The organism is Mesorhizobium sp. M0522 (assembly GCF_040321085.1).
In the GTDB taxonomy this organism is placed as follows: domain Bacteria; phylum Pseudomonadota; class Alphaproteobacteria; order Rhizobiales; family Rhizobiaceae; genus Mesorhizobium.
This window is the reverse complement of record NZ_JAMYQW010000037.1, coordinates 1-22,144: the sequence shown is the minus strand read 5'-3', so window position 1 is coordinate 22,144 and position 22,144 is coordinate 1. Positions and strand designations below refer to the sequence as shown.

General features: G+C 59.8%; 11 protein-coding genes and 17 pseudogenes. 23 read left to right on the top strand and 5 right to left on the bottom strand.

The features are described from left to right. Positions 1–21: 21 nt before the first annotated feature. Entirely contained in the window at positions 22–2,088 is a 2,067-nt protein-coding gene (locus NKI58_RS28835) for a recombinase family protein (RefSeq protein ID WP_352854051.1), read from the bottom strand. A gap of 475 nt (positions 2,089–2,563) precedes the next feature. Between NKI58_RS28835 and NKI58_RS28830 the strand changes: the two are divergent. From NKI58_RS28830 to NKI58_RS28810, 5 genes and pseudogenes are all read left to right on the top strand, one after another. Next, positions 2,564–2,722, top strand: a pseudogene (locus tag NKI58_RS28830) (ATP-binding protein); the annotation flags it as partial. 64 nt (positions 2,723–2,786) lie between these two features. Beyond that, a pseudogene (locus NKI58_RS28825) lies at positions 2,787–3,977 on the top strand (integrase core domain-containing protein). A 34-nt stretch (positions 3,978–4,011) separates the two neighbouring features. After that, positions 4,012–4,170: pseudogene (locus NKI58_RS28820) on the top strand (ATP-binding protein); the annotation flags it as partial. Between the two features lie 608 nt (positions 4,171–4,778). Beyond that, a complete protein-coding gene (locus NKI58_RS28815; protein WP_352854103.1) occupies positions 4,779–5,060 on the top strand; it encodes a recombinase family protein in 282 nt (93 codons plus the stop codon). Next, entirely contained in the window at positions 4,984–5,559 is a 576-nt protein-coding gene (locus NKI58_RS28810; protein WP_352854093.1) for a recombinase family protein, read from the top strand. Before NKI58_RS28815 ends, NKI58_RS28810 begins: the two co-directional genes overlap by 77 nt. Before the next feature lie 18 nt (positions 5,560–5,577). Here the strand turns inward: NKI58_RS28810 and NKI58_RS28805 are convergent, their stop codons facing one another. Then, positions 5,578–5,865, bottom strand: coding sequence for a hypothetical protein (locus NKI58_RS28805; protein WP_352854101.1), 288 nt, complete (start codon positions 5,863–5,865; stop codon positions 5,578–5,580). Between NKI58_RS28805 and istA the strand changes: the two are divergent. The 7 genes and pseudogenes from istA to NKI58_RS28770 form a co-directional block, all read left to right on the top strand. After that, positions 5,749–7,190, top strand: a pseudogene (gene istA, locus NKI58_RS28800) (IS21 family transposase). The gene NKI58_RS28805 and the pseudogene istA sit on opposite strands and share 117 nt — an antisense overlap. Before the next feature lie 12 nt (positions 7,191–7,202). Then, positions 7,203–7,900, top strand: a pseudogene (istB, locus tag NKI58_RS28795) (IS21-like element helper ATPase IstB). Continuing rightward, positions 7,854–7,952, top strand: a complete 99-nt coding sequence (locus NKI58_RS28790; RefSeq protein WP_352854091.1) for a hypothetical protein — start codon at positions 7,854–7,856, stop codon at positions 7,950–7,952. Before istB ends, NKI58_RS28790 begins: the two are co-directional and overlap by 47 nt. A 176-nt stretch (positions 7,953–8,128) precedes the next feature. Next, positions 8,129–8,572 (top strand): recombinase zinc ribbon domain-containing protein, encoded by a 444-nt coding sequence (locus NKI58_RS28785; RefSeq protein WP_352854048.1) that lies wholly within the window; start codon positions 8,129–8,131, stop codon positions 8,570–8,572. A gap of 31 nt (positions 8,573–8,603) precedes the next feature. Further along, positions 8,604–8,897: a hypothetical protein gene (locus NKI58_RS28780; protein WP_352854046.1), complete on the top strand. Its 294-nt coding sequence runs from the start codon at positions 8,604–8,606 to the stop codon at positions 8,895–8,897. After that, complete coding sequence (locus tag NKI58_RS28775; RefSeq protein ID WP_352854044.1) at positions 8,890–9,288, top strand: hypothetical protein; 399 nt, start codon at positions 8,890–8,892, stop codon at positions 9,286–9,288. The genes NKI58_RS28780 and NKI58_RS28775 overlap by 8 nt, the downstream gene beginning before the upstream one ends. 4 nt (positions 9,289–9,292) lie before the next feature. Further along, a pseudogene (locus NKI58_RS28770) lies at positions 9,293–9,424 on the top strand (ATP-binding protein); the annotation flags it as partial. A gap of 108 nt (positions 9,425–9,532) precedes the next feature. Here the strand turns inward: NKI58_RS28770 and NKI58_RS28765 are convergent. Beyond that, positions 9,533–10,273 (bottom strand): annotated as a pseudogene (locus NKI58_RS28765) (DDE-type integrase/transposase/recombinase); the annotation flags it as partial. Positions 10,274–10,455: 182 nt separating this feature from the next. Next, positions 10,456–11,217 (bottom strand): class I SAM-dependent methyltransferase, encoded by a 762-nt coding sequence (locus NKI58_RS28760; RefSeq protein WP_352854043.1) that lies wholly within the window; start codon positions 11,215–11,217, stop codon positions 10,456–10,458. Between the two features lie 562 nt (positions 11,218–11,779). Here NKI58_RS28760 and NKI58_RS28755 point away from each other — a divergent pair. The 9 genes and pseudogenes from NKI58_RS28755 to NKI58_RS28715 form a co-directional block, all read left to right on the top strand. After that, positions 11,780–12,135, top strand: a pseudogene (locus NKI58_RS28755) (transposase); the annotation flags it as partial. Between the two features lie 178 nt (positions 12,136–12,313). After that, positions 12,314–12,598, top strand: a pseudogene (locus tag NKI58_RS28750) (IS21 family transposase); the annotation flags it as partial. Continuing rightward, the gene (locus NKI58_RS28745; RefSeq protein WP_352854100.1) at positions 12,573–12,707 is read left to right on the top strand and encodes a hypothetical protein; all 135 of its coding nucleotides are present in this window, start codon (positions 12,573–12,575) and stop codon (positions 12,705–12,707) included. The pseudogene NKI58_RS28750 and the gene NKI58_RS28745, both read left to right, overlap by 26 nt. Before the next feature lie 148 nt (positions 12,708–12,855). Further along, a pseudogene (locus NKI58_RS28740) lies at positions 12,856–13,047 on the top strand (ABC transporter permease subunit); the annotation flags it as partial. Between the two features lie 18 nt (positions 13,048–13,065). After that, positions 13,066–13,854, top strand: a pseudogene (locus tag NKI58_RS28735) (ABC transporter permease). 1 nt (position 13,855) lies between these two features. Then, a pseudogene (locus tag NKI58_RS28730) lies at positions 13,856–14,862 on the top strand (ABC transporter ATP-binding protein). After that, positions 14,859–15,892, top strand: a pseudogene (locus NKI58_RS28725) (ABC transporter ATP-binding protein). Before NKI58_RS28730 ends, NKI58_RS28725 begins: the two co-directional pseudogenes overlap by 4 nt. A 23-nt stretch (positions 15,893–15,915) precedes the next feature. Then, complete coding sequence (locus NKI58_RS28720; RefSeq protein WP_352854041.1) at positions 15,916–17,292, top strand: CapA family protein; 1,377 nt, start codon at positions 15,916–15,918, stop codon at positions 17,290–17,292. Between the two features lie 259 nt (positions 17,293–17,551). Then, positions 17,552–17,963: pseudogene (locus NKI58_RS28715) on the top strand (IS110 family transposase); the annotation flags it as partial. Positions 17,964–18,376: 413 nt separating this feature from the next. Here the strand turns inward: NKI58_RS28715 and NKI58_RS28710 are convergent. After that, positions 18,377–19,449, bottom strand: a pseudogene (locus NKI58_RS28710) (IS110 family RNA-guided transposase); the annotation flags it as partial. Positions 19,450–19,554: 105 nt separating this feature from the next. Here NKI58_RS28710 and NKI58_RS28705 point away from each other — a divergent pair. Together NKI58_RS28705 and NKI58_RS28700 are read left to right on the top strand one after the other, a co-directional pair. Next, positions 19,555–20,662, top strand: a pseudogene (locus NKI58_RS28705) (IS110 family RNA-guided transposase). A gap of 860 nt (positions 20,663–21,522) precedes the next feature. Continuing rightward, positions 21,523–22,001: pseudogene (locus NKI58_RS28700) on the top strand (hypothetical protein); the annotation flags it as partial. Positions 22,002–22,144 lie beyond the last annotated feature (143 nt).

Genomic DNA, 22,144 nt, shown 5'->3' with positions numbered 1-22,144 from the left:
CATAATGCACACCTCGCTATGTTATTGAAAAAGCTGGATCTGCTGATCCTGTGATTGTGATAATGGACTGTGTCCGCTCCTGCCGGAATGGTGCTGGATATCGAGTTGCTCGATATCTTCATGACGGATGATCCAGGGCGTACCCTTGCAATACTGCTCGGCCTTCAGATCGCCGGCGCGGATCATGCGCAGCACGGTCATTGGCCGCAGGCCGAGCTTCGCAGCCGTTTCCTGCAATGTATACTCGCCGCGCTCCGACCGTTCGTCCTTTTTGTAGACGGCGATGTCGTGCTGGTTGCGGAAAGTGCAGACACGGGACTGCGTCCATCCGTTCAGACGACCCGTGGTTTTGCCGAGCCGGTTGAGAAGCGATGCGATCGCTCTATCCGGCAATTGGCGTGCCAGGGCACGGATCAGGTCCTCGATGTCCGGCGGGGCGCCCCAACGGTGATGGCCTGCCTTGTTCTTCCTGACCGAAAGCGCGGTATGGTCGCCGCCCTGCCAATGCACCAGCATTTTGATGTGGTCGTCTTCGATGGCGACGACAATCTCGCGGATCACGGCACGGATGATCCGCTTGCGCGTGGTGGCGGTGGCGTTGGCATGATGCCATGCCAGTTCGAGATCGGCGCCCATGCGCAGCAGGCTCCGCCGTTCCTCTTCTCCCAGAGCCTCAGGCTTGTGGCGGTCGAGCGCGTCAAGCTCGTCCTGACGCTCGCGGACGGCTACGAGCGCGGCATTCCAGCGTCGCTCCAGTTCGCCTGCTACAAGCCGGTTGTCCGGGTCGACGGCGTCATACTGGCGGCGTGCATGGGCGGCTTCATAACGTGCCTGTTCGAGTGCGAGCTCCACATGGCGCCGCTTCTCTCCAGCCTGCACGGTGGAGGTCTCGATGGCCTTGATCGCCGCTTCCGTGCCGAGCGGTTGAAGGCGTTGAAGAACCTCCGCGCTGACCGCCTGATCGACCCGCAACGATCCGAAGCCGATGCACGGGTCGGTTCCGTGGTTGACCTGCGCTCCGCGGCAATGATAGCGCCCCGTATTGCCGTTGCTGCCGGAATAGGAGACATGCAGCTTGCGGCCGCAATGACCGCAGCGCAAGAGACCGCCGAGCAGCAACTCGCCCCGGCGAAGAGCACCGCGCGGCACCAGGCCTTTGCTTGTGGCATTGTCCGTGATCAGGCGCTGTTTCCTCTCAAAATCGTGCCAGCTCAGGTAACCTTCGTGATGGTCGATGAGCAAGACCTCCCAGTCGGCGCGATCGCGCCTGATCCCACGCAAAATCCGTTTGCGTCCGGCCTCTATGGTGACTTTGCTGCAGGTTCGCCCGAACGCATAGGCGCCGGCGTAGATCGGGTTGGTGAGAATGTGGTGCACCGTATTGTAGACGGGCAGCTTCCAGACGATCGCCCTGTCCGCCGCGCGCGTGTAATTTACGGCAGGGAGCATAATGCCCTCGCGGCGCAACCACAGATGCACCTGCCGGATGCTCTGCAGTTCGTCGAAACGCCGGAATACAAGATCGATCGCCTCGCGGATCCGCAGGTCCGGGTTTTTCTCGACCCGGTTCCGGCCCGACTTGACGTAACCGATGGCCACCGTCAGGAAAAGTTCGCCCCGTCGTGCCTTCTGCTTCAGGGCTTCGATCGAGCGGCCCGCAGGATCGAAAGCTCCAGTTCGCTTCGTGCCCTTCATGCCGAGCAGCAGCCTGTCGTTGGGATGACGCGGTTCGTAGATGCCGTCCTCATCGATGATGAGCGTTCCGACAAGGCCGCAAAACTCGATGAGCGTATGCCAGTCCCGGCCATTGCGGGCCAGCCGGGAGGCTTCAATGGCGAGGACCGCACCAACCCGACCTTCGCAGATCGCCGCCAGAAGCTTCTCAAAGCCCGGACGGCTGATGCCAGACCCTGAACGACCGAGATCTTCATCGATGACGATGGCGTCTTTCCAGCCAAGGGACCGCGCTCGCTCGGCAAGGCCATATTGGCGTCGCCGGCTCTCGGGATTGTTGACGAGTTGATCGGCCGTCGACTGCCGGACATAGACATAGGCACCGCGCGCGAGATGTTCAGCGGTGATCTTCATGATCTGCCTCCCGTCCCGTCTGGCTCACCACCGCTCCCCTCAGCAAGGTCTCGATCAGCGGGAGGGTGCGTTCCCGGACTTCGCCTGGAAGACTCGATGGCGGAGCCTTCTTGGAAAACAGGTCTGGCTGGTCGGTTCGGCATTGCCTGCGCTGCATGGTCGTCTCCTGGCTGGCGTGAGTCGCTCTGCAGAAAACGTAGACATGCATCGACCTCGCGGCGCAGGTCGCGCAGGCATGAAAGGGGAAAACGGGGCGCCTCGCGAACCGCCATCGTCAGGGCGATCTCTTCCGTCATCCAGATCGGAATCAGCGCCAGGCTGCCATCCGGTTGTCGCCCGACATAGGCCGGCTCACCGCAATAACGCTGACGGCCTGTGACGAAAATCTCCCCGCCCGAACGTGGATGAAAGGCGTAACGGACAATCTTCTTTGCCTCGCCATCCTGATAACGGGCATTATGAGCCCAGTCCGACCGGCACAGGCAACGCCCACATCGCCACCGCGCTCGGCGTGCAGGCGATCGAGCACCATCGCAAACGTATCCGCTTCTTCTCAACCGTCGAACTCGTCAACGCGCTCGAGCAGGAGAAAGCCCAGGGAACGGCCGGCCAGATCGCCAACCGGCTCGCCCATTGCGCGGCCTGAGACATGGGTGACGTTTTGTACCGGACACATGGGGCTTTGGCCGGAGGTGTTGATGCCGTGGAGAGAGTGTTCGGTGATGGAGGAACGTCTACGTTTCGTTGCCCGCCTTCTCGAGGGAGAAGGCATGAGCGATGTGTGCCGGGATTTCGGGATTTCGCGCAAGACTGGCTACAAGATCTTCAACCGCTATAGGGAGGAAGGGCTAGAGGCGCTTTGCGACCGCTCGCGGCGGCCGGTGAGGTACGCCAACCAGTTGCCCGAGCAGATCGAGCGGCTGATCGTCGAGACCAAGCGCGAGAAGCCGCATTGGGGCGCTCGCAAGATCAGGGAGTTGCTGGTCAGGAAGCTCGCCGGTGATGTGCGTATCCCGGCCAAAAGCACCGTGCATGCCGTGCTCGACCGTCACGGCCTTGTGAGCCAGGCCCGCAAGAGGAACCCGGCGAACAAGGCCGTGGGCACGCCGCTGTCGCAAGCCGCCGCCCCTAACGATCTGTGGTGCACCGACTTCAAGGGGGAGTTCAGGCTCGGCAACGGTAGCTACTGTTAGCCCCTGACGGTCACCGACCAGACCTCGCGCTATGTGCTCGCCTGCGAAGCGCTCGAATCGACAAAGGAGACGCCGGTCATCGAGGCCTTCGTGCGGCTGTTCAGGGAGCGCGGCCTGCCCGCCGCCATCCGCTCCGACAACGGGCTCCCCTTCGGTTCGCCTAACGGCCTCTACAATCTCTCGCGCCTGTCGGTGTTCTGGCTCAGGCTCGGCATCGTCATCGAGCGCATTCAGCCGGGCAGGCCGCAGCAGAACGGCCGCCACGAGCGCATGCATCTGACCTTAAAGAAAGAGACGACCAGGCCGCCCGGCATGAATATCCTCCAGCAGCAGGCGAGGTTCGACGCTTTCATCAGCGAATTCAACGAGGAAAGGCCACACGAGGCGCTCGCCATGCGCACCCCGGCCGAGCTCTACACGCCGTCCTCAAGAGCCTATGAGGGCCTGCCGGAACTGGAATACCCCTTCCACGACCGCGACATCCTGGTTACCGCTTGCGGCCGCATCTGCATGCACAGGAAGAAGATCAACGTCTCGACCGTGCTCGCCGGTCAGAGGCTGGGAATCAAGGAGGTCGACGACGGCATTTGGCTCGTCAGCTTCATGCATTACGATCTCGGTTATATCGACTTGGAACAGAGGACCTTGCAGACCATCGACAACCCGTTCGGCACGAGGTTGTCACCCATGTCTTAAGTACAATTTGTTACCTATGTCTCCGGGTTGGACACATTCCGATCTCGTCATCCTCGATGAACTCGGATACCTGCCGTTCAGTGCCTCAGGCGGTGCGCTGCTGTTCCATCTCCTGAGCACGCTCTACGAACGCACCTGCGTCATCATCACCACCAATCTGAGCTTCAGCGAATGGGCAACCGTCTTCGGCGACCCAAGCAGCGCAGGATACCCGTCTTGTTGATCGGTTGGTGTCTCATGTCACGGTGGTTGACCGTCGACACGCACTCTGTGGACAGCGCTTTGAGGTGGCATCACTTCGGTCAGGGCGCGGACCTGCCTTTGTTGTCATCCGCCTTCCGGATGGACGGTCACGCAATATCCGCCGGTCAGTGACGGATTTGTCGCCTGCTAGCGATGATGATAGTGAACATCGTAGCGCGGCGAGAAAGTTAATATCCGTTCGGACTTTGCTTCCTTTAGTGTATTATGCGCGAATCACCTTTAGTAACTCAATGGCGAGTTGCGATGGTTGCTCATGCTGTGGCGCATCGGATTGCGTTGTCTTTACCGGAGACCAGTGTTCCACTGGTCAGGATCAAGCCAGATACGCCCAGCCTTTGGAACAATCTCCCACCGGTATCTCAGCACCAAGTCGCGCAGATGCTCGCGACTCTGATCCGCCGGATGCCGCCGAACGCGCCAGCGGCGAGGGAGCGGTTTGATGTTGGCTATTCCGAGCAGTCCTGACGAGCGGCTCACGGCCGTCCGACGTTCAAAGTTCGCTTACGTGTATGTTCGCGCCAATCCTCAATAAACCAGGTGCGCCACCACCAGGAAAGCACCGAACTTCAGTACAGTTTGGTGGACCGCGCCGTCAGATTGGGCTGGCCGCCGGATCGTATCGTCGTCATCGACGAGGATCTTGGAAAATCAGGAACCGGCCAAGTCGAGCGCGGCGGCTTCCAACGGCTCATCGCCGAGATCGGGCTCGGCAACGCGGGTCTGGTGGTCAGCCTCATCTCGATTGGCGCGCAACAACCGGGACTGGCATCAACTCCTCGAGTTGTGCTCATTGTTCGGCGTTGTCATCGCCGATGGTGAACGTCTATACGACCCCTGCGCTTATCACGACCGGCTGCTGTTAGGGCTCTCGGGGATCATGAGCGAAGCGGAGTTGCACCAGATCCGCATCCGCCTGCATCAAGGGGAGCGGCAGAAGGCGGCGCGGGGCGAGCTTCGCATACCGCTGCCAGGTGGTTTGGCCTACAACCGCTCCGGCCAGATCGTGTTCAACCCACGGCTGCGTCTGATCTTCGACAAATTTAGAGAGCTTCAGACCGCGCGACGCGTTATGCGTTACCTGCGCACGCACGACCTACGCGTACCGGTGCGGCCGCTCCGCGGGCCGGCGCCCCATGAGCTGGTGTGGCGAGACGCCACCATCGCCCACGTCCATTATATTTTGCACAACCCGGCCTATGCCGGCGCATATGTCTACGGCCGGCGCCGAATAAATGCGGTCCGCCAAGGTCCGGTTTGCCGATTCCGACGTGAAGCCGGCCGCCATTCCGATCAAAGACCGGCCACCATTCCGATTTGAAGCCGGCCACCGTTCCAATCAAAAGCCGGCCAGTTTTCGGCACTGAAGATTACCTCCTGGGTCAGCAACTTTGGCATCAATCACCTCGCCATGAACGGGGACATTTTGATGCCGGCAAAGAGAAGGCTGACCATGAGACAATTGAGACAAATGCTGCGGCTTGCCGGAAGCGGGACGAGCTCCCGCGAGATTGCGGTCGTATTGGGGATAGCGCGCAGTACGGTGCAGGATAATTTGCAGCGTGCAGCCGCGGTTGGATTGAGCTGGCCCTTGCCGGGCGAGCTGACCGACGATGCGCTTGAGCACAAGCTCTTCAGTCGCAACGGCGTCAAACAGGGCACGCGACGACGCACGGAACCGAACTGGCCCGATCTTGCGGTCGAGCTCAAGAAGCCCGGCGTCACCTTGCTCATATGTGGGAGGAGTATCGTGGGTCGCATCCCGACGGTTACGGCTATAGTCGCTTTTGTGAACTTCTAAGGGGATTTAAGCAGCGACTGTCACCGACGATGCGCCAGGAGCATGCGGCCGGCGACAAGGTCTTCGTGGATTATTCCGGCAAAAAGATTCCGATTGTCGATCGCAAGACCGGTGAGATCCGCGAGGCGGAGATCTTCGTGGCGGTGCTGGGTGCGTCCAGCTACACCTTTGCCGAGGCCACCTGGACGCAAACGCTCCCCGACTGGATTGGCTCGCATGTCCGGATGTTTCGTTTTTTTCATGGCTTCCCAGACTCGTCATTCCCGACAATCTGAAGTCTGGCGTCAGTCGAGCCAGTTTCTACGATCCCGAGATCAACCGCAGCTACGGCATGATGGCTTCCCACTATGGCGTCGGCGTGGCCAAGAAAGCCCCGGGATAAATCGAAAGTGGAGAATGGAGTGCGTTTCGCCCAGTCCTGCATTTTGGGGCGTCTGCGCAATCAGACCTTCTTCTCGCTTGCTGAAGCCAATGCCGCCATTGCCCAGGCGCTCGATCGCATCAACGACCACGTCATGCGCCGGCTGGGCGTCAGTCGCCGGCAGCTCTTCGAGACCGTCGAGCGCCCGGCTTTGGCCAGTCTTCCACTGGAGGATTACGAGTTTGCCGAATGGCGTTTGGCCCGCGTCTCGACGGATTATCATGTCGAGTTCAAGACCTTCTTTTATTCCGTGCCCCACAGCCTCATTCGTCAGCAGGTCGATCTGAGAGCAACGGCGCGCACCATCGAGATCTTCCACCGCGGCAAGCGCGTCGCGGTGCATCAGCGCCGCTATGGAGGTCCTCGCCATGGAACCGATCCGGATCACATGCCCAGTTCCCACCGGCGCTATGCCGAATGGACGCCGGAGCGCTTTCGCCGCTGGGCCACGTCGATCGGGCCGCAAACCGAAGGTCTGGTCATCGCAATTCTCGCCAGCCGTCCGCATCCCGAGCAGGGCTTTCGAACATGTCTGGGCATCCTACGCCTGTTTCGGGACATCGATCGCAATCGGGCCGAAGCCGTGTCAGCCCGCGCTGTCGAGATCGGTGGCCTGAACTGCAAGAGCATTGCTTCGCTCATCGCCAACCACAAAGCCGCACGCCATTCCACCGAACCAACCGCCATCGTCGATCACGCCAATCTGCGTGGCCCTGATTACTTTCATTGAGGAGATCCACCCATGCTGATCAATCCCACCATCGACATGCTGCGAGAGCTCGGCCTTTACGGCATGGCAACCGCTTTCCAGGAACTCGACGCACAGTCCGAAGTGCGCGGCCTCGAGCATGGCGAATGGCTTGCCATGCTGCTCGAACGCGAGGCGACCATGCGCCGCCAGAAGCGTTTCGAGGCTCGCGCCAGGGCTGCCAAGCTTCGCCATGACGCGCAGATCGAGAATGCCGACTTCCGCGCCGCACGCGGCCTCCACCGCAATATGTTCATGGCGCTTGCCGGCTGCGACTGGATCAGAAAGCATCACGGTCTTCTTGTCACCGGGCCAGCCGGCGTCGGCAAAAGCTGGCTTGCCTGCGCTCTTGGCCACCAGGCCTGCCGCGAAGACTTCTCAGTCGCCTACCACCGGGTTCCCCGGCTGTTCTCGCGCTTGCAAGAGGCGACGGGCGATACGGCAGGATCCTCAAATCTCTTGCCAGGACCGACCTGCTGATCCTCGATGACTGGGGACCTGAAAAACTCAATGACGACCAACGCCGCGATCTCCTGGAGATCATTGAGGATCGCTACGAACGACGCTCAACCATCGTCACAAGTCAGGTGCCCGTGGATCAATGGGTGGGAAATTATTGCAAACCCAACTTTGGCCGACGCCATCCTGGATCGCCTCGTTCACAACGCCTATCGCATCGATCTCACCGGTGAAAGCATGCGAAAACAGCGCCCGCCGATCGTCCCCGAAAACACCGAAGCTTGACCTGAAACAAAACCCAACCCAAACATCAACGAGACCCAGGATCAGACCGAAAACTGGCCGCCTTCAAATCAGAATGGTGGCCGGAATGAAATCGGAATGACTGGCCGGCTTCAAATCGGAATCGGTGGCCGGCTTCATCGGAATACGCAGTCCGGGTTCGCAGCGCAACCTCGAAGGTGGCCATTGACGACTGGGATATTTGCATCAAAGGCGCACACCCTGGTTATATTAACTGGGAGGAGTTCATGGCCAATCAGCGACGCCTCGCCGACAACACCAATCGATACGAGGCCGGCCACCGGGGCGCGGCGCGCAAGGGCATTGCTTTGCTGCAGGGCTTGGCGGTCTGCGGCCAGTGCGGACGGCGGATGACCGTGCGCTACAGCGGCCCCGACAGTGCACGCCCCGTCTACTGCTGCCTGGCGGACCGCAACCAGACCGGCAGCTCTCTCTGTCAGGAGGTTCGGGCGCCCGCAGTCGATGAGTTGGTCGCCCAAACCCTCCTGAAGGCGTTGGAACCTGACCAAATCGCCATCGCCATCGCTGCGCTCGACGAGATTGCGGAGGAAACGCGGAGCCTCGAGAAACAATGGGCTACGGCGGGAACGTGCGCGGTATGACGCCGAACGGGCTCGACGACAATACGACACCGTGGAACCGGAAAATCGTCTCGTCGCCAGAACCCTGGAAAAGGCTTGGGAAGACAAGCTGCGGGTGGTCGATGAGATCGAGCAGGAATATCGTCGGTGGAGAGACCGAGAGCCCTTGGTGTTACAGGCGGCGGATCACGCCGCGCTTCAGGAACTCGCCGAGAATTTGCCGGCCATCTGGCACTCGGAAACCAACCAGCCAGAAGGCCGCAAACGGCGCAACCAGCGAACATCAAATCCAACGTCGCGTTCAATCTTACGATTCGAACTATGGCGAGATCGAGCTTGTGCGTGAGCGGATCACGCAACTCAATGCTGCGGGCGAGATGGACAGGCAAATCGCCAAAACATTGAATGACGAGGGGGTCCGCTCGGCGCGAGGCAAGCTGTTCAGCTATGAGAACATCTGGCTCTTACGCCACCGTTGGGGAATCCCCACAGCCAAGATCAACGGCGTCGCAGCCAATCCGCCGCGCTCGCCCGATGGAACCTACTCTGTACAGAGCGCAGCCGCCGCAATCGGCGTGACGGCTCAAACCATCTTCAACTACCTCGCCCAAGGCCTTGTCCACGGTCGGCAAAGCACGAAAGGCCAGCCTTGGCAGATCAGCCTTTCCAGCGACCAGATCGATCAACTTCAACGCCGACTGCGACGGACCAGGCGATCAAGGAAAGGTGCATCATGAAGCATTCGCGGACGCCAAGATGACCACGGCGCTGCTCGACCGGCTCACCCATCACTGCCACATCCTGGAGACTGGAAACGATAGCTTCCGCTTCAAGAACAGCTCCGCCCAAACCGCAACGAGCAAGAAGGAAAAAGCCGCCCCCCTTGACCAAAACCTGAGACCCAAACCATACATAAAGGCGGGTCACTTCTCGGCGAAAATCGCGGGTCAGCTCTCAGCTGAAATTAACAAAAAGGCTGTTGTCGATCACATCAGTCGTCCACGGATGTCTGGCCTTGGTCGTGCGGTGCTCGATGTCGTTCCTGGCGCAGGCGTATTCGAAGGCGTGAGCACGGGAGATCTCGCCATTGGCGATTGCCTCGTTGATCAGCGGCACCGCCGAGCCACCGGCACCGGGGTGGTGAACTGGATGCCGTTGTCGGTAGGCACGGTATGGATCTTGTAGGGGACGGCCGCGATCAGCCGCAGTAAAAAGTCTCCCGATACGGCGGTGGTGGCCTTCTCGTGCAACTCGACGAACGCGAACTTTGAGGTGCGGTCGATGGCGACGAACATGTGCAGCTTGCCCTGCTCGGTCCTGACCTCGGCAATGTCGATGTGGAAGTAGCCGATCGGGTAGCTCTTGAATTCCCTCTTCGCCGGTTTGTCGCCCTCGACATCCGGCAGCTGGCCGATGCCATGGCGTTGCAGGCAGCGATGCAATGAACACCGCGTCAGGTGTGGGATGGTCGCCTGAAGCGCATAGAGGCAGTCGTCGAGCGGCAGCAGCGTATAGCGGCGGAAAGCGTCCTCCTCAATCGAGAGCACCGTCGATCTCGGTTCCTTCGGACCAAGTCGGCAGATCGGCGACCGAAGCGCGCCTCTTCCACTTCGCGACCGTCTTCTGGTTGATCCCGTAGCGCTTGGCCAGCGTCCTCAGGCTCTCGTGACTATGCTGTATCGCTCGACGGACCGCCTCTGTCGTTGTGGCGCTCCCATGCAGAACCTAGCGCATACCGCATCTTTTGATTCGGGAGATAAGGATGACCCATCAAAGCCCGGGATCAAACATCTAGCCCCCCTGCGAGGGGCAAGTGACCATCATCGGGTCTATGGAGGGCGTGCTCGCGAGCGGCTTCGTCGGAGCGACACCACGCTACGGGACATGAGCCTAGGGCGTTGGTATTATTTGTGTGCTACAACCATGAGGCGCGAGCTATCAGATGTAAACGCTCCACCTTCCTCCCCATAAGCCTCAACAGTCTCGAACCCCGCGCTTCGCAACATGCGAACAAATTCAGAAAACCCATACTGTCTGAAAGAAAGATGCGTTCGTCTAACGCATCCGTCGCGGACTATAATCCTTTCGATGTGCGAGCGATCACTTAGCACATCATTGCTTACTATATCGATTTTTACATCGTCGTTACGCTGCGCAACGTAACAGATAGGCAATTTGTGGCGGAGCGCAAGGACGCGATTGTGGTGATCGATTAGCAGCCGCCCGCCCTTTCTAAGTGAAGAAGCGGCTTCACGAAGAACTCTCTCATTGTCCGCGTCATCGAAATATCCAAACGTCGTGTACCACAGAAAAGCCGCGTCGAATTGATCACGCCAGGGAAGTGAGCGCATGTCGCCCAGGAAATACTCAACATTTACTCCGCGTTCAGCCGCATCCGCTTCAGCTTCTTTTAGCAAGATCGGCGAGAGATCAAGCCCGGTTACGTGCGCTCCTTTTTTCGCCAAACGGTTGGCAATCCGCCCATAGCCGCATCCAAGTTCAAGAACTGAGCTGCCTTGTCCAAGAGAAAGAATCTCCCAAATTACTCCTGCTTGTCGATCACTCGTCTCAGGCGGATTGACCACATCGCCAAAATGAAGGTAATCTTCTCTGAAGTATGGTTCAAAATCTGACAGGGAAATTTTGTTACCAATCTCATCATTCATTGTTTTTGTCCTGATGACTTGCTGACGTTGCAGGCCAAGTGTTACATATGGTGAATAATATTCAAAGAAATCATTTGTGAAAATTTCAATATCGTTGTTAAATATTTCTGCAACATATTATTGATCTTGTCACATTCGAGATTGTAACTCGGGCCGGTATAGTGTCTCTCTGAAGGCACCGGTCTCGAAGCTCGCCAAGGTCCGTACCGGGGGACGTATATCGACCTTGAGCATATGAGTTGTTTCATCGTTCACCGCCGCGCCTGCCGAATCGCTCTGGCAGCGCTGGAAACGGCGGCGAAGCAGATGGAGGAGAAGGTGGCGTGACCACCCGGATCATCGAGAGAAACGCGTTTGCGGCGCTGCCAATCAGGGCGAAACCCTCTCTGCCAGATTGTCCAAGGACGAAGGAATGACCTAGCTAGTTTCCGTCCATAAACGCCGAACCATTGATCTTATTGCTTAAATCGTGATTTTGTGAAGGCAAGGCCCGGCGGTTTCAGGTACACTTTGGTTTCATGCCACTGGTTCCAAAGCACAATCTGCAACCGCGGAGCCGACAATGCGACAAGAACGCACCGTCCAAGCCAGCATATTCGATCTTTTCGCCGCGCACGAGATCGGCCACGAACTGAAGGCGATGTCGCAGTGGCTGGACGAGCGCCGCGATCTGCTTGGCTTGGTGGCGCGCGAGATTTGGGTCGGCACGGCGTCAGGGCCATCGGACGGCAAGGCCTACCTGCTGAAGCGGTCTTGCGTTGCCCGCTTCTCAAGCAATACCGGCAGTTCACCTATCAGGAGCTGGCATTTCATCTGGAGGACTCGGCATCATTCCGGGCCTTTGCCCGCCTGCCGTGGTCCTGGAGCCCGCGGAAGTCGGTGCTGCAAAAGACGATCAGCGCGATCCGGCCCGAGACCTGTGTCGATGCCGGCTATCCGGCCCGAGACCTGTGTCGATGCCGGCTCAATACTCCCCAGAAGTGCCGTTTGAATCTTCCCCAGTTTAGCGCTGTCGCCGGTCTTCCGGAGCGCGCTCCGGGAGACCGGCGGCGCGTGATCGTTGATGCTTCTCCTGATGGTCGGGAGAGGGATTTCGGTGATCAAGATCGGGGAGATGATGATGATACTGGATTTGCATCGGCAGGGCCTGTGTCGGCGATCGCCAGGGAGAGCGGGATCGACCGCAAGACGGTGCGCAAATACATTGCGCGCGGGCTCGAGGCTCCGGCCTACGGACCGCGCAAGCCGCGTCAGGCGGTGATCGATCCCTTCACGGCCTATCTTCGCGAACGCGTCACGCGATATCCCGGACTCACCGGCAGCCGGCTTTTCCGCGAACTGAAGGACCCTCGGCTATGGCGGCGGCTACACGGCCGTGCGCCTACGGCTCGGTGCCGTCATCCTCGACAGCGGTCTCGACCAAGCGCTGTAGCGGCGATTATGGCGGCAATGTCGTCGCCGTGCTCGGGGAGGATTTGTCACGCGGATGACGCATCGTTGAGCGGCGCCACGATCCGGGAATCCCGGACCCCTCGGGAAGGCCGGCCGAATTGAGAACCCCGTTTGGAAGATTCTCCATTCGGTCGGGAAAAACGTGCTGATCGGGGCCTCGGCGGACATGCTGTGAGAAGCCCCCGCAAGGGCGCTTCGTCCTATGCCATGCTTTTCCACCATGCCTTGAAGAATGCTGGCGTCCCCATCCTGACCGTCATCGGCATAAGTTTCGCCTATCTGATCTGGGGGGTTGTCCTCACAGAAACGGTGTTCAACATACCCGGCATCGGTCGTCTAGTCGTGGATGCAATCAACAACCGCGACTATCCCATCATTTAGAGTGTGCTCATCCTGATGCGAATATCTGACCTTCCCCGCCTGGCAAGACGGCACCCTCTGGTCCTGGTCGACGGCGGCCTTTTGGCGCTCCTGAGCATTCTGGCGCTCGCCGCCCCGCTCTACGCCGGCGATCCGGTGAACATGGAGCGACAATCGGGGCCGCAACGTGTTTGCGCGAACGATCTTCGGCGCGCGGATCTCCCTCATGGTCGGATTGCTGTCGGTGGCATGCGCGGCACTTGCCGGGGCTCTGATCGGTGTTGTAGCCGGCTACAGCCGCAGCTTCCACAATGTCGTCATGCGCGTCATGGACGGCCTGATGTCGATACCGACGATTCTGCTGGCGATTGCCCTTATTTCTCTGACGGGCCCCGGCATCGGCATTCTCATCGTCGCCATCGCGATCCCGGAGACGCCAGCCGTCGTGCGGCTGGTTCGATCGGTGGTTCTGGGGGTTCGCGAGCGTCCCTATGTGGAGGCCGCGCTCTGCGGCGGGGCGCGCCTGCCCAAGGTGCTGTGGCGACATATCCTGCCGAGCACCGTTCCGGCGCTCATGGTCCAGGGCGCTACCGTCTGCGCCAGCGCGATCCTGACGGAGGCGGGCTCAGCTTCCTAGGCGTGGGCGTGCCGCCCGAGATTCCAAGCTGGGGCAACATGATCGCCAGTTCGCGGCTGTATCTCGCCATCGCCCCATTGACGATCTTCGCCCCCGGTATCTGCCTTGCCGTCACGGTCCTTGCCGTCAACCTACTTGGCGGTGGCGTATGCGACCTGTTCGATCCCCGCGCCAAGCGGAGGCGCTGACATGCAGATGCATCAAACCGCAGGAAACGACGTGCTGCTCGACGTTCGAGATCTTGAGACACACTTTTATGGCGAAGAAAGCGTGACCCCCGCCGTAGGCGGCATCAGCTTTCAGGTCAAGAAAGGCGAAACGCTCGGTGTCGTCGGTGAATCGGGATGCGGGAAGAGCGTCACTGCCCTCTCGATCCTTCGCCTGCTGCCCAAGCTGACCGCCAGGACTGTCGGCGGCGAGGTTCGCTTCCAGGGACACGACCTTCTTGAGCTGTCGGATCGGGAGATGCGAAAGATCCGCGGGGATCGGATCGCCATGATCTTCCAGGAGCCGATGACGAGCCTGAACCCGGTCTATACGGTCGGCCACCAGATCGCAGAGGCGGTGCAGATTCACACGAAAGCGTCCCGCTCCGCTGCCATGAAGAAAGCAGAGGAGATGTTGCGTCTGGTTCGCATTGCGGATGCCGAGCGTCGGGTCAACAACTATCCTCATGAAATGTCAGGCGGTATGCGCCAGCGCGCAATGATCGCTATGGCTCTCGCCTGCTCACCGGAACTATTGATCGCCGATGAGCCGACGACAGCCCTCGACATCACCATCCAGGTGCAGATCCTGCGGCTGATCGTCGATCTGAAAGAGCGCACGGGAACGGCCGTCATGTTCATCACGCATGATCTGGGCGTCGTGGCCGAGACATGCCAACGCGTGATCGTGATGTATGCTGGTCGGATCGTAGAACAAGCGGACGTGATAGATCTATTCGCGCGCCCCGCGCATCCCTACACCCAGGGCCTCATGCGATCGGTGCCTGACCGGCGGCACGGCCGACAGCGCCGCCTTCCGGAATCCCCGGCATCGTGCCAAGTCTGCGCGAGCCCATTGTCGGCTGCAGCTTTGCGCCTCGCTGCCCGTTCGCGATCGATATTTGCCGCGAGAAGATACCCATCCTGCGTGATGCCTGGCCGGGACACGCCGCGGCTTGCTGGCGCGCCGAAGAGGTGATGGGCGCATGAACGGTCCTCTGCTGAAAGTCGAGAATCTGACCAAGCACTATCCGCTTGGCTCGAGAATCTTCAACAAAAGCGTTCCGGTGATCCGGGCGGTGCAGGATGTATCCTTTTCCGTCGAGGCGGGTGAGACGCTTTGCATCGTCGGTGAATCCGGCTGCGGCAAGTCCACCGTGGCACGGCTCCTCATGCGGCTCGTGGAGCCGACAGGCGGGCGTGTGCTGATCGATGGGACCGATATTGCAGGCCTCAAGAAGGACGCGCTTCACGCGTGGCGCCGTCGGATGCAGATGATCTTTCAGGATCCTTACTCGTCGCTGAACCCGCGTCTCACGGCCGGGCAAATTATCACCGAACCGGTCGAGAATTTTGAACGCCTCAGCCGGAAGCAGCGCCAGGCACTCGCCGCGGACCTTCTCCGAAAAGTCGGAATGTCGCCCGAAATGATGCACCGGCTCCCCTCCGAATTGTCGGGCGGTCAGCGTCAGCGGCTCGGCATTGCACGCGCCCTGTCGCTCTACCCCTCGCTCATCATCGCCGACGAAGCGGTGTCAGCCCTCGACGTCTCTGTGCAGGCGCAGATCTTAAATCTGCTTCTGGATCTCCAGCAGCAGATGGGCATCGCCTTCGTCTTCATCTCGCATGACCTCGGCGTCGTGGAGCATATCGCGCATCGCGTAGCCGTCATGTACCTGGGACTGATCGTGGAGCTTGCGCCGTGCGAGGCGCTGTTCGCGAAACCGGTCCATCTCTGCACCGAGGCGCTGATTGCGGCGGCTCCGGTACCGGATCCGACGCGCGTTCGGAGGCGCCCATCGAGGGCGAGGTGCCAAGGCCTGTCAATCCGCCGAGTGGATGCGCGTTCCATCCGCGCTGCCCGCTCGCGGTCGAGCGCTGCCGCGTCGACGTGCCGCCATTGGTGCCGATGGCAGACGGGAGCGCCGTGGCCTGTCATGCGCGCGCTCCGGCCACCGGCATCCCGGCCCCACCGGCTGTAGCGAATGCCTCGACCACGACAGTCTCAGCGGTTTTGTAAGAAGTCAACCTACAGAGGAAGCAATGGAAGAAAATTCACACGATATCGGTTCTCATCCAGCCCGGCGGGCTGATGGCTACGATATGGTCGGCTCGATCGAAACCAACGTTGCAGACGGCTTCACCATGGTCGCAGTCGGCGACCTCATCGTATCGCGACCGCTTACCAAAGGGAACCATTCCGGCTTTGACGAGATCGTCAGGATCTTGCGCGATGCCGATGCCACGTTCGGCAATATGGAAACCCTGATCTTCGATATTCGATCGTTCAAGGGAAGTCCGGAGGCTGAGTACGGTGGTGCATATCACGTCAGCATACCGGAGCTGGGACCTGATTTAAAGGCGATGGGGTTCAATCTAATGAGCCGCGCAAATAACCATACGCTTGATTGGGGTCTCGAAGGCATGCGCGAGACGAGCCGCATATTGGATGAGAGCGGGATCGTCCACGCAGGTGTCGGGGAAAATCTTGCGCAAGCCGGCGCCGCTCGCTTCTTGGAGACTACGCGTGGTCGCGTGGCACTGTTGTCGTTTACCTCAACGTTCACGCCGATGTCTCGTGCGTGCGGTCCCGCCGGCGAGGCGCCCGGCAGACCCGGGCTCAACCCCCTTCGGTTGGCGGAAAGCATCGTGGTCCCGCCAGAGATGCTCAAAAACTTAAGGCAAGTGCGCGATGCGCTGCCTGGTTACGAGTCCGGCCATGCTGGTGACTTAGCCCGAGTGGTGGTCGCCGGAGCGACGTTCAAGGCGGGCGACAAGCCCGGATACAGCTACGAACCCAACCCGGGCGATGTCGCCGACATCCTACGCAACGTTCGCCGGGGCAAGCAGTTCGCCGACTTCTGCATCGTCACGAACCACGGTCACGAGCCCGGGAACTGGAGCCAGCAGCCGCCTGACTACGAACAATCCTTTGCGCGTGGACTTATTGATGCCGGGGCCGATGCATACGTCGTACATGGACCGCACCAGTTGCGAGGCATAGAGATCTATAAGGGCCGACCCATCTTTTATAGCATTGGGAATTTCATGATGGACGAGCTTCGGTCCCCCGTAGGCGCTGACATGTTTGCCGAATATGGCAAGGACCCACGGGTCGACACCGATGCCGAGGTGACCGTCGCTGAGATGGCAAGTGGATTTACAGACACGGTCTTCTATGAGAGCATCATCACCGTAAGCCGATTTGAGCAGAACCAGCTTGCTGATTTGCGGCTTTATCCGATTGAGCTTGGCTACTCCAAGAGGTTTGCCAATCGGGGCGTCCCGCAGCTGGCAACAGGGCCACAGGCGAAAGCCATTCTTGAGCGCCTTCAGAAGCTCTCCGAGCCGTTCGGGACCGAAATTGCCATCGAAAACCATACTGGAGTCATAAGGCTGAAGGCCGGCTCGTCACTATGATGTTACTCGGGGGCGCTAGTCAGAAGCCTTATCCGGAGAGATACTTGTCGCTGGTTGCCTAAAACCTGCAGCAAGTTCCAACCTCCTGCCGAATCGTAAATTCTATACCAATGGAGGCTGAACAAATGTCCGCCTAGGTCGTGAAGTGGCTGGACCTACACTGCGCGTTCGAGGGTTGCTTCGGTCGGCCGAGTCGATCCTTATCACAGGAGGACGAACCGTGTCAGAATACAGGGAAGTCGCGAAGCTGAGGAACGCCATGGCGATTGTGGACGCCGGCCGGGAGAGAGAGGTTCGCTTCTTTGGCGAGGTCGAAACATCGGATACGAGCATGAGCCGCGTTATACAGCGGCGCCGCCAAGTTCTGGCCTGATCGGCCATGGTCTTATCGGCCGATCAATTCGCTCGGCCATGAATGCATCGTGGTGGCGCCGTCACTAATCTCAAGGGATGCTCTTGCGTTGGCTCGATTTGCCGCGCGCTTGTGAACTGACGGCGGTGTGTGTTCCCGATGAAGGTCACGAAGCCATTCGGATCTCGTCCGCGCCCGGGCCGCTGCGATCGAGACGCTTCGTGCCCACCGGCAGCATGTAAGCGCGTTAATGCACAAGCACGGTCGGGTCTACCCGCCCAAGAAGGGTCGGACGATGCGCTATCTGCGCTGGCCGCAGGGTAGGGCCGGTTCGAGTGAAACAACGTTGCGGGCGGCTTCACGACGGGCAGCAATTGGCGATCTAATCGTAACGCGGCCGCCAAAAAAAGTTCGGGATTGTAGCTTGGCGGCCATCTCACTCTTAGATGACGACCATATGCAAGCTGAATTTGACGCAAGCGGCCGACGACGTCCCAGGGTTTGAGCCCAATGCATGACGCGGCCCGTTGCCGAGCCAGATCCAACATATACGGTCGCTGTTCGGAGCCATCTGCACCAACATCCCGCTTGCGGCGGACAAGGCTCAGAAGGACGGGACCATTGTCGCGAAGCGGCATTTCAAGCCAAGCCACACCACGGTTCGTCCACCTGGATCGTCAGGACTGGTCAAGCCCTGAGGATGGGAATAGGTTTAACATTCAGCAGCCATAGTCAGGCGGCTTTCATCCTTACCCCCTCGATGACGACACCCGCATTGACATATTTCCACAATGCGACGAGCAGCTTACGGGCAAGCGCAACATTCGTCGTTTTCTTGAGCCGCCCGCCATTGCGCTTGACCCGATCTTGGAACCACAAGGTGAGCGCCGAGTGCGATTGATGGCGCAACCATAGCCAGGCGAGCTGAATCAGCGTCGCTCGTAGCCTTGGATTGCCGGATTTCGAGACCCCCTGGTCGTGATCGATTGACCCGCTCTGCCAGGGTGTCGGTGCCAGGCCCGCATAGGCGGCCAGCTGTCGTCGGTTGTTAAAATGGCGGGAAAGCCCTTTCGAGGCAGCAAACTCCGGCCCGATGCCTTTCAGGCTGAGCAGCATCGCCGGCGCTGGCGACACAGCCTCAGCGGCGGCAAGCATGGCATCGCGCGCGGCTTCGACCGTCTTGATCTGTTCCAGCACAAGTTCCAGCCGATCGAGTTCGCGGCCGACCTGCGCCTTCAAATGGGCGGGCAATGGTCGCCCGTCGCCGGTCTTAAGTTCCTCCAGTTGCTTACGCCGGTCGCGGCGCAGCGGCTCGTAGCCGGACACGCCTTGGCTGAACAGTAGGCCCTTGACGCGATTGACGTGACCGATCCGCTCGTTCGTCAATGCCTTGCGCTCCCGCGAGAGACGGCGCCGGTCCTCTTCTTCCGGTGTCGGCGCCCGGACCATCGCACAAACCCCTGGCTCGCCCCGCTTGTGGGCCAGCAAAGCCCGAACCAGCGCCTCGCCCTTATCTTGTCGGATTTTGCCCGCCGCCGGCGGCGCGATGTGGCAATCGATGCCGGATCGACGACATGGCTTTCGATCCCCTCGGCCTGCAGCACGCGATGGATCCAGAAGCCGTCAAGCCCGGCCTCCCGGATCACGATGATTGGAAAGCATTTCCCGGTCCGCGCTTGTGCCTTTCGGGTGAACTCGGCAAATCGAGCCAGCATGCTGGCGATGTCGCCGGCCGTTGCCGAATGCTTCGACAGATTCCCACCACCGGGCGACAGCGAGGTGATCAGCCATTTCGAGCGACTGAGACCGTATGTTCTCGGGGTGAAGGTGGCTCACCCCCGCGATAAGCTGAGATCGGGGGTTGCTTCGGAGTGGCCGAAGCCGAGCCCCAAGCTTAGCGAGGGTGAACCATGGATCAGCATAACAGGCTTTTCGTCGGTCTGGACGTCTCGAAACTGAAGATTTCTTTAGCCGTCGCGGATGGCGAGCGGGGTGGTGAGGTAAGATTTTTCGGGGATATACCGTCAGATCCGGCCTCGGTGTCACCCATCGTGCAAAAGCTGGCCAAGCGAGGAACAAAGCTCCACTTCTGTTACGAGGCAGGGCCTACAGGTTACGAACTCTACCGTCAGCTCACCGAGATGGGCCATGATTGTGTGGTGGTGGCACCGGCACTAATTCCCAAGCGTCCCGGAGATCGAGTGAAGACCAACCGGCGCGATGCGGTCAGCTTGGCACGGTTACATCGTGCGGGTGAGCTGACGGCGGTTTGGGTGCCGGACCGCGGGCATGAGGCTATGCGCGATCTCGTGCGGGCCCGTGAAGCAGCACAGGAGGCTCAAAAGCGGGCGCGTCAGCAGCTTCAGTCGTTCCTCCTTCGACATGGCCGCATCTATTCGGGCCGCTCATCCTGGTCGCTGGCGCATATGCGGTGGATATCGACTCTGAAGTTCGAGCATCCGGCGCACTTCATCGTGCTCAAGGAATACTGCCAGGCGTCGAGGATGCCGAGGTGCGCTTAAAGCGTCTGACCGATCTGATCTCGGAGACTGTCAAATCCTGGACGATGGCGAAGCCTATCAGGCGTTGCGAGGCGTATCGTTGATTGCCGCCGTCGTCTTTGTTGCCGAAATTGGCGACATCCGCCGCTTTGAAAACCCCCGCCAGCTGATGGCCTTTCTTGGCCTCGTTCCGTCAGAGAGCTCGACAGGTGAACATGTCAAACGCGGCGGGATCACTAAGGCCGGGAACTGTCGGGCCCGTCCCATGCTGGTCGAAGGCGCATGGGCTTACCGCTTCCCGGCGCGGGTAAGTCGAACCAAGCAAGCGCAGTTGGAAGGCCTACCGAGAACCGTTCGCGAAATAGCGTGGAAAGGTCAGCTCCGCCTCTGCTCTCGCTACCGAAAAATGATCCTCGCGGGGAAGCACAAGGCCATCGCGATCACCGCGATCGCTAGAGAAATGGGGGCCTTCCTGTGGGCTATTGGCCAGGAAGTGCAACCAGCTCATCAAGCTTAACTTAGCGCCGCTCGCATTTGGCGACCAATTAGAAAGAGGAAACAAGATCGATCATCTGCTGATGCTCAATGTTGGAGGCAGGGTCCCGGTCGGGGAATCTTCGATGGAACTGAGTGGCCGACGACGTCGATGCCCGTGCTAAGATAGAAGCAGCCCCAGGCGTACACACGGAAATGCGGTATCCAACCCGCGTATAAGAGTTTGCAAACCGTCGTCTTGAGACCCTTCTCCTACATTGCGCATTAGCTACACCATGCAGGACCAGCCACTATTGGCGGGACGAACAGGCGTGGCCACGCCGCTTGCAAATGAACATAAGAGTTCCAACGAGACGAAGATTGCGCCAAGATCGGTACGGATAGGAGCGCCGGTACAAACCGGCAAGGAGTAGATGGTGAAAGTCCATCATGATGAAGGAGTAGCGATCCACATTGGCCCAGAGTCATGCGCGGGCAGCCATGAGGCGGTGCGCGAAGCGTTAACAGGGGAGCATGCAGGCCAGCCATGGAGCCGCGAAACAGATCTTATCCCGGGTGCCGACGCCATCTATCCAGCGGAAGGCAATACGGAAGGGTGCGATATCGCAAGTGCCTGCCCGACCCGGCGTGGTCGTTGACCCTGGCATGCATGGACGCTCCTTGCGCGGGAACCGGGAGACCTCGTGATTGGCCAGCGTGGCGTGCCATGGCTGGTCCGCATCGGGAAGGCGAGGAGCCGTAGCCGGTGATGAACGATCACGAGGGGTCTGATTCCGCCATAGTAGCGAGGAACCCTGCGAACAAGGCCGGCCTGCGGGCTGCGGAGCAGGAGGAGCGAAGGGCGGGAACCAAGGGGAATGCGGACCAGCAAAGCACGCGCCGGGCGCAGGACCGGGCAAGGCCGGCGCCCCTCGCTTCTTGGAAACCGCTCGCGGTCGGGTGGCGCTCGTATCATTTGCTGCATCCTTCACGCCGATGTCCCGTGCGTGCGATCCGGCTGGCGAAGCGCCAGGCAGACCAGGACTCAATGCTCTTCGTTTGGACAAAAGCATCGTTGTCCCGCCGGAAATGCTCGAAAGCCTAATGCAGATCCGCGCAGCGTTGCCAAACTACAATCCCGCCGGACAGGATCCAAACCGGGTTGTAATTGGCGGCGTAACGTTCAAAAAAGGTGACAGCGCAGGTTACCACTTCGAAGCAGACCCGCGCGATGTCGCTGGTTGTGGATGTCCCTCTCTGACCAGATGTACTATGAGAGCGTTGTTACGGTCAGCCGATATGAAGACAACCCGCTTGCTGAATTGAGGCTCTATCCAATCGAGCTCGGTCGCTCGAAGAGGTTTGCCAATCGGGGAGTGCCTAGTACTACAGTTGCGGATCATTTGATTTTCTGATTCACTTCGGCAGGTTATGGAGGGTACCATGTCTGTCGCTTCGTGGTCAGGGTCGTTGTTGGCTTGGGAGCAGGAGCTCACAGCGCTGAAGGCGCGGGTTGGGCGGGTGC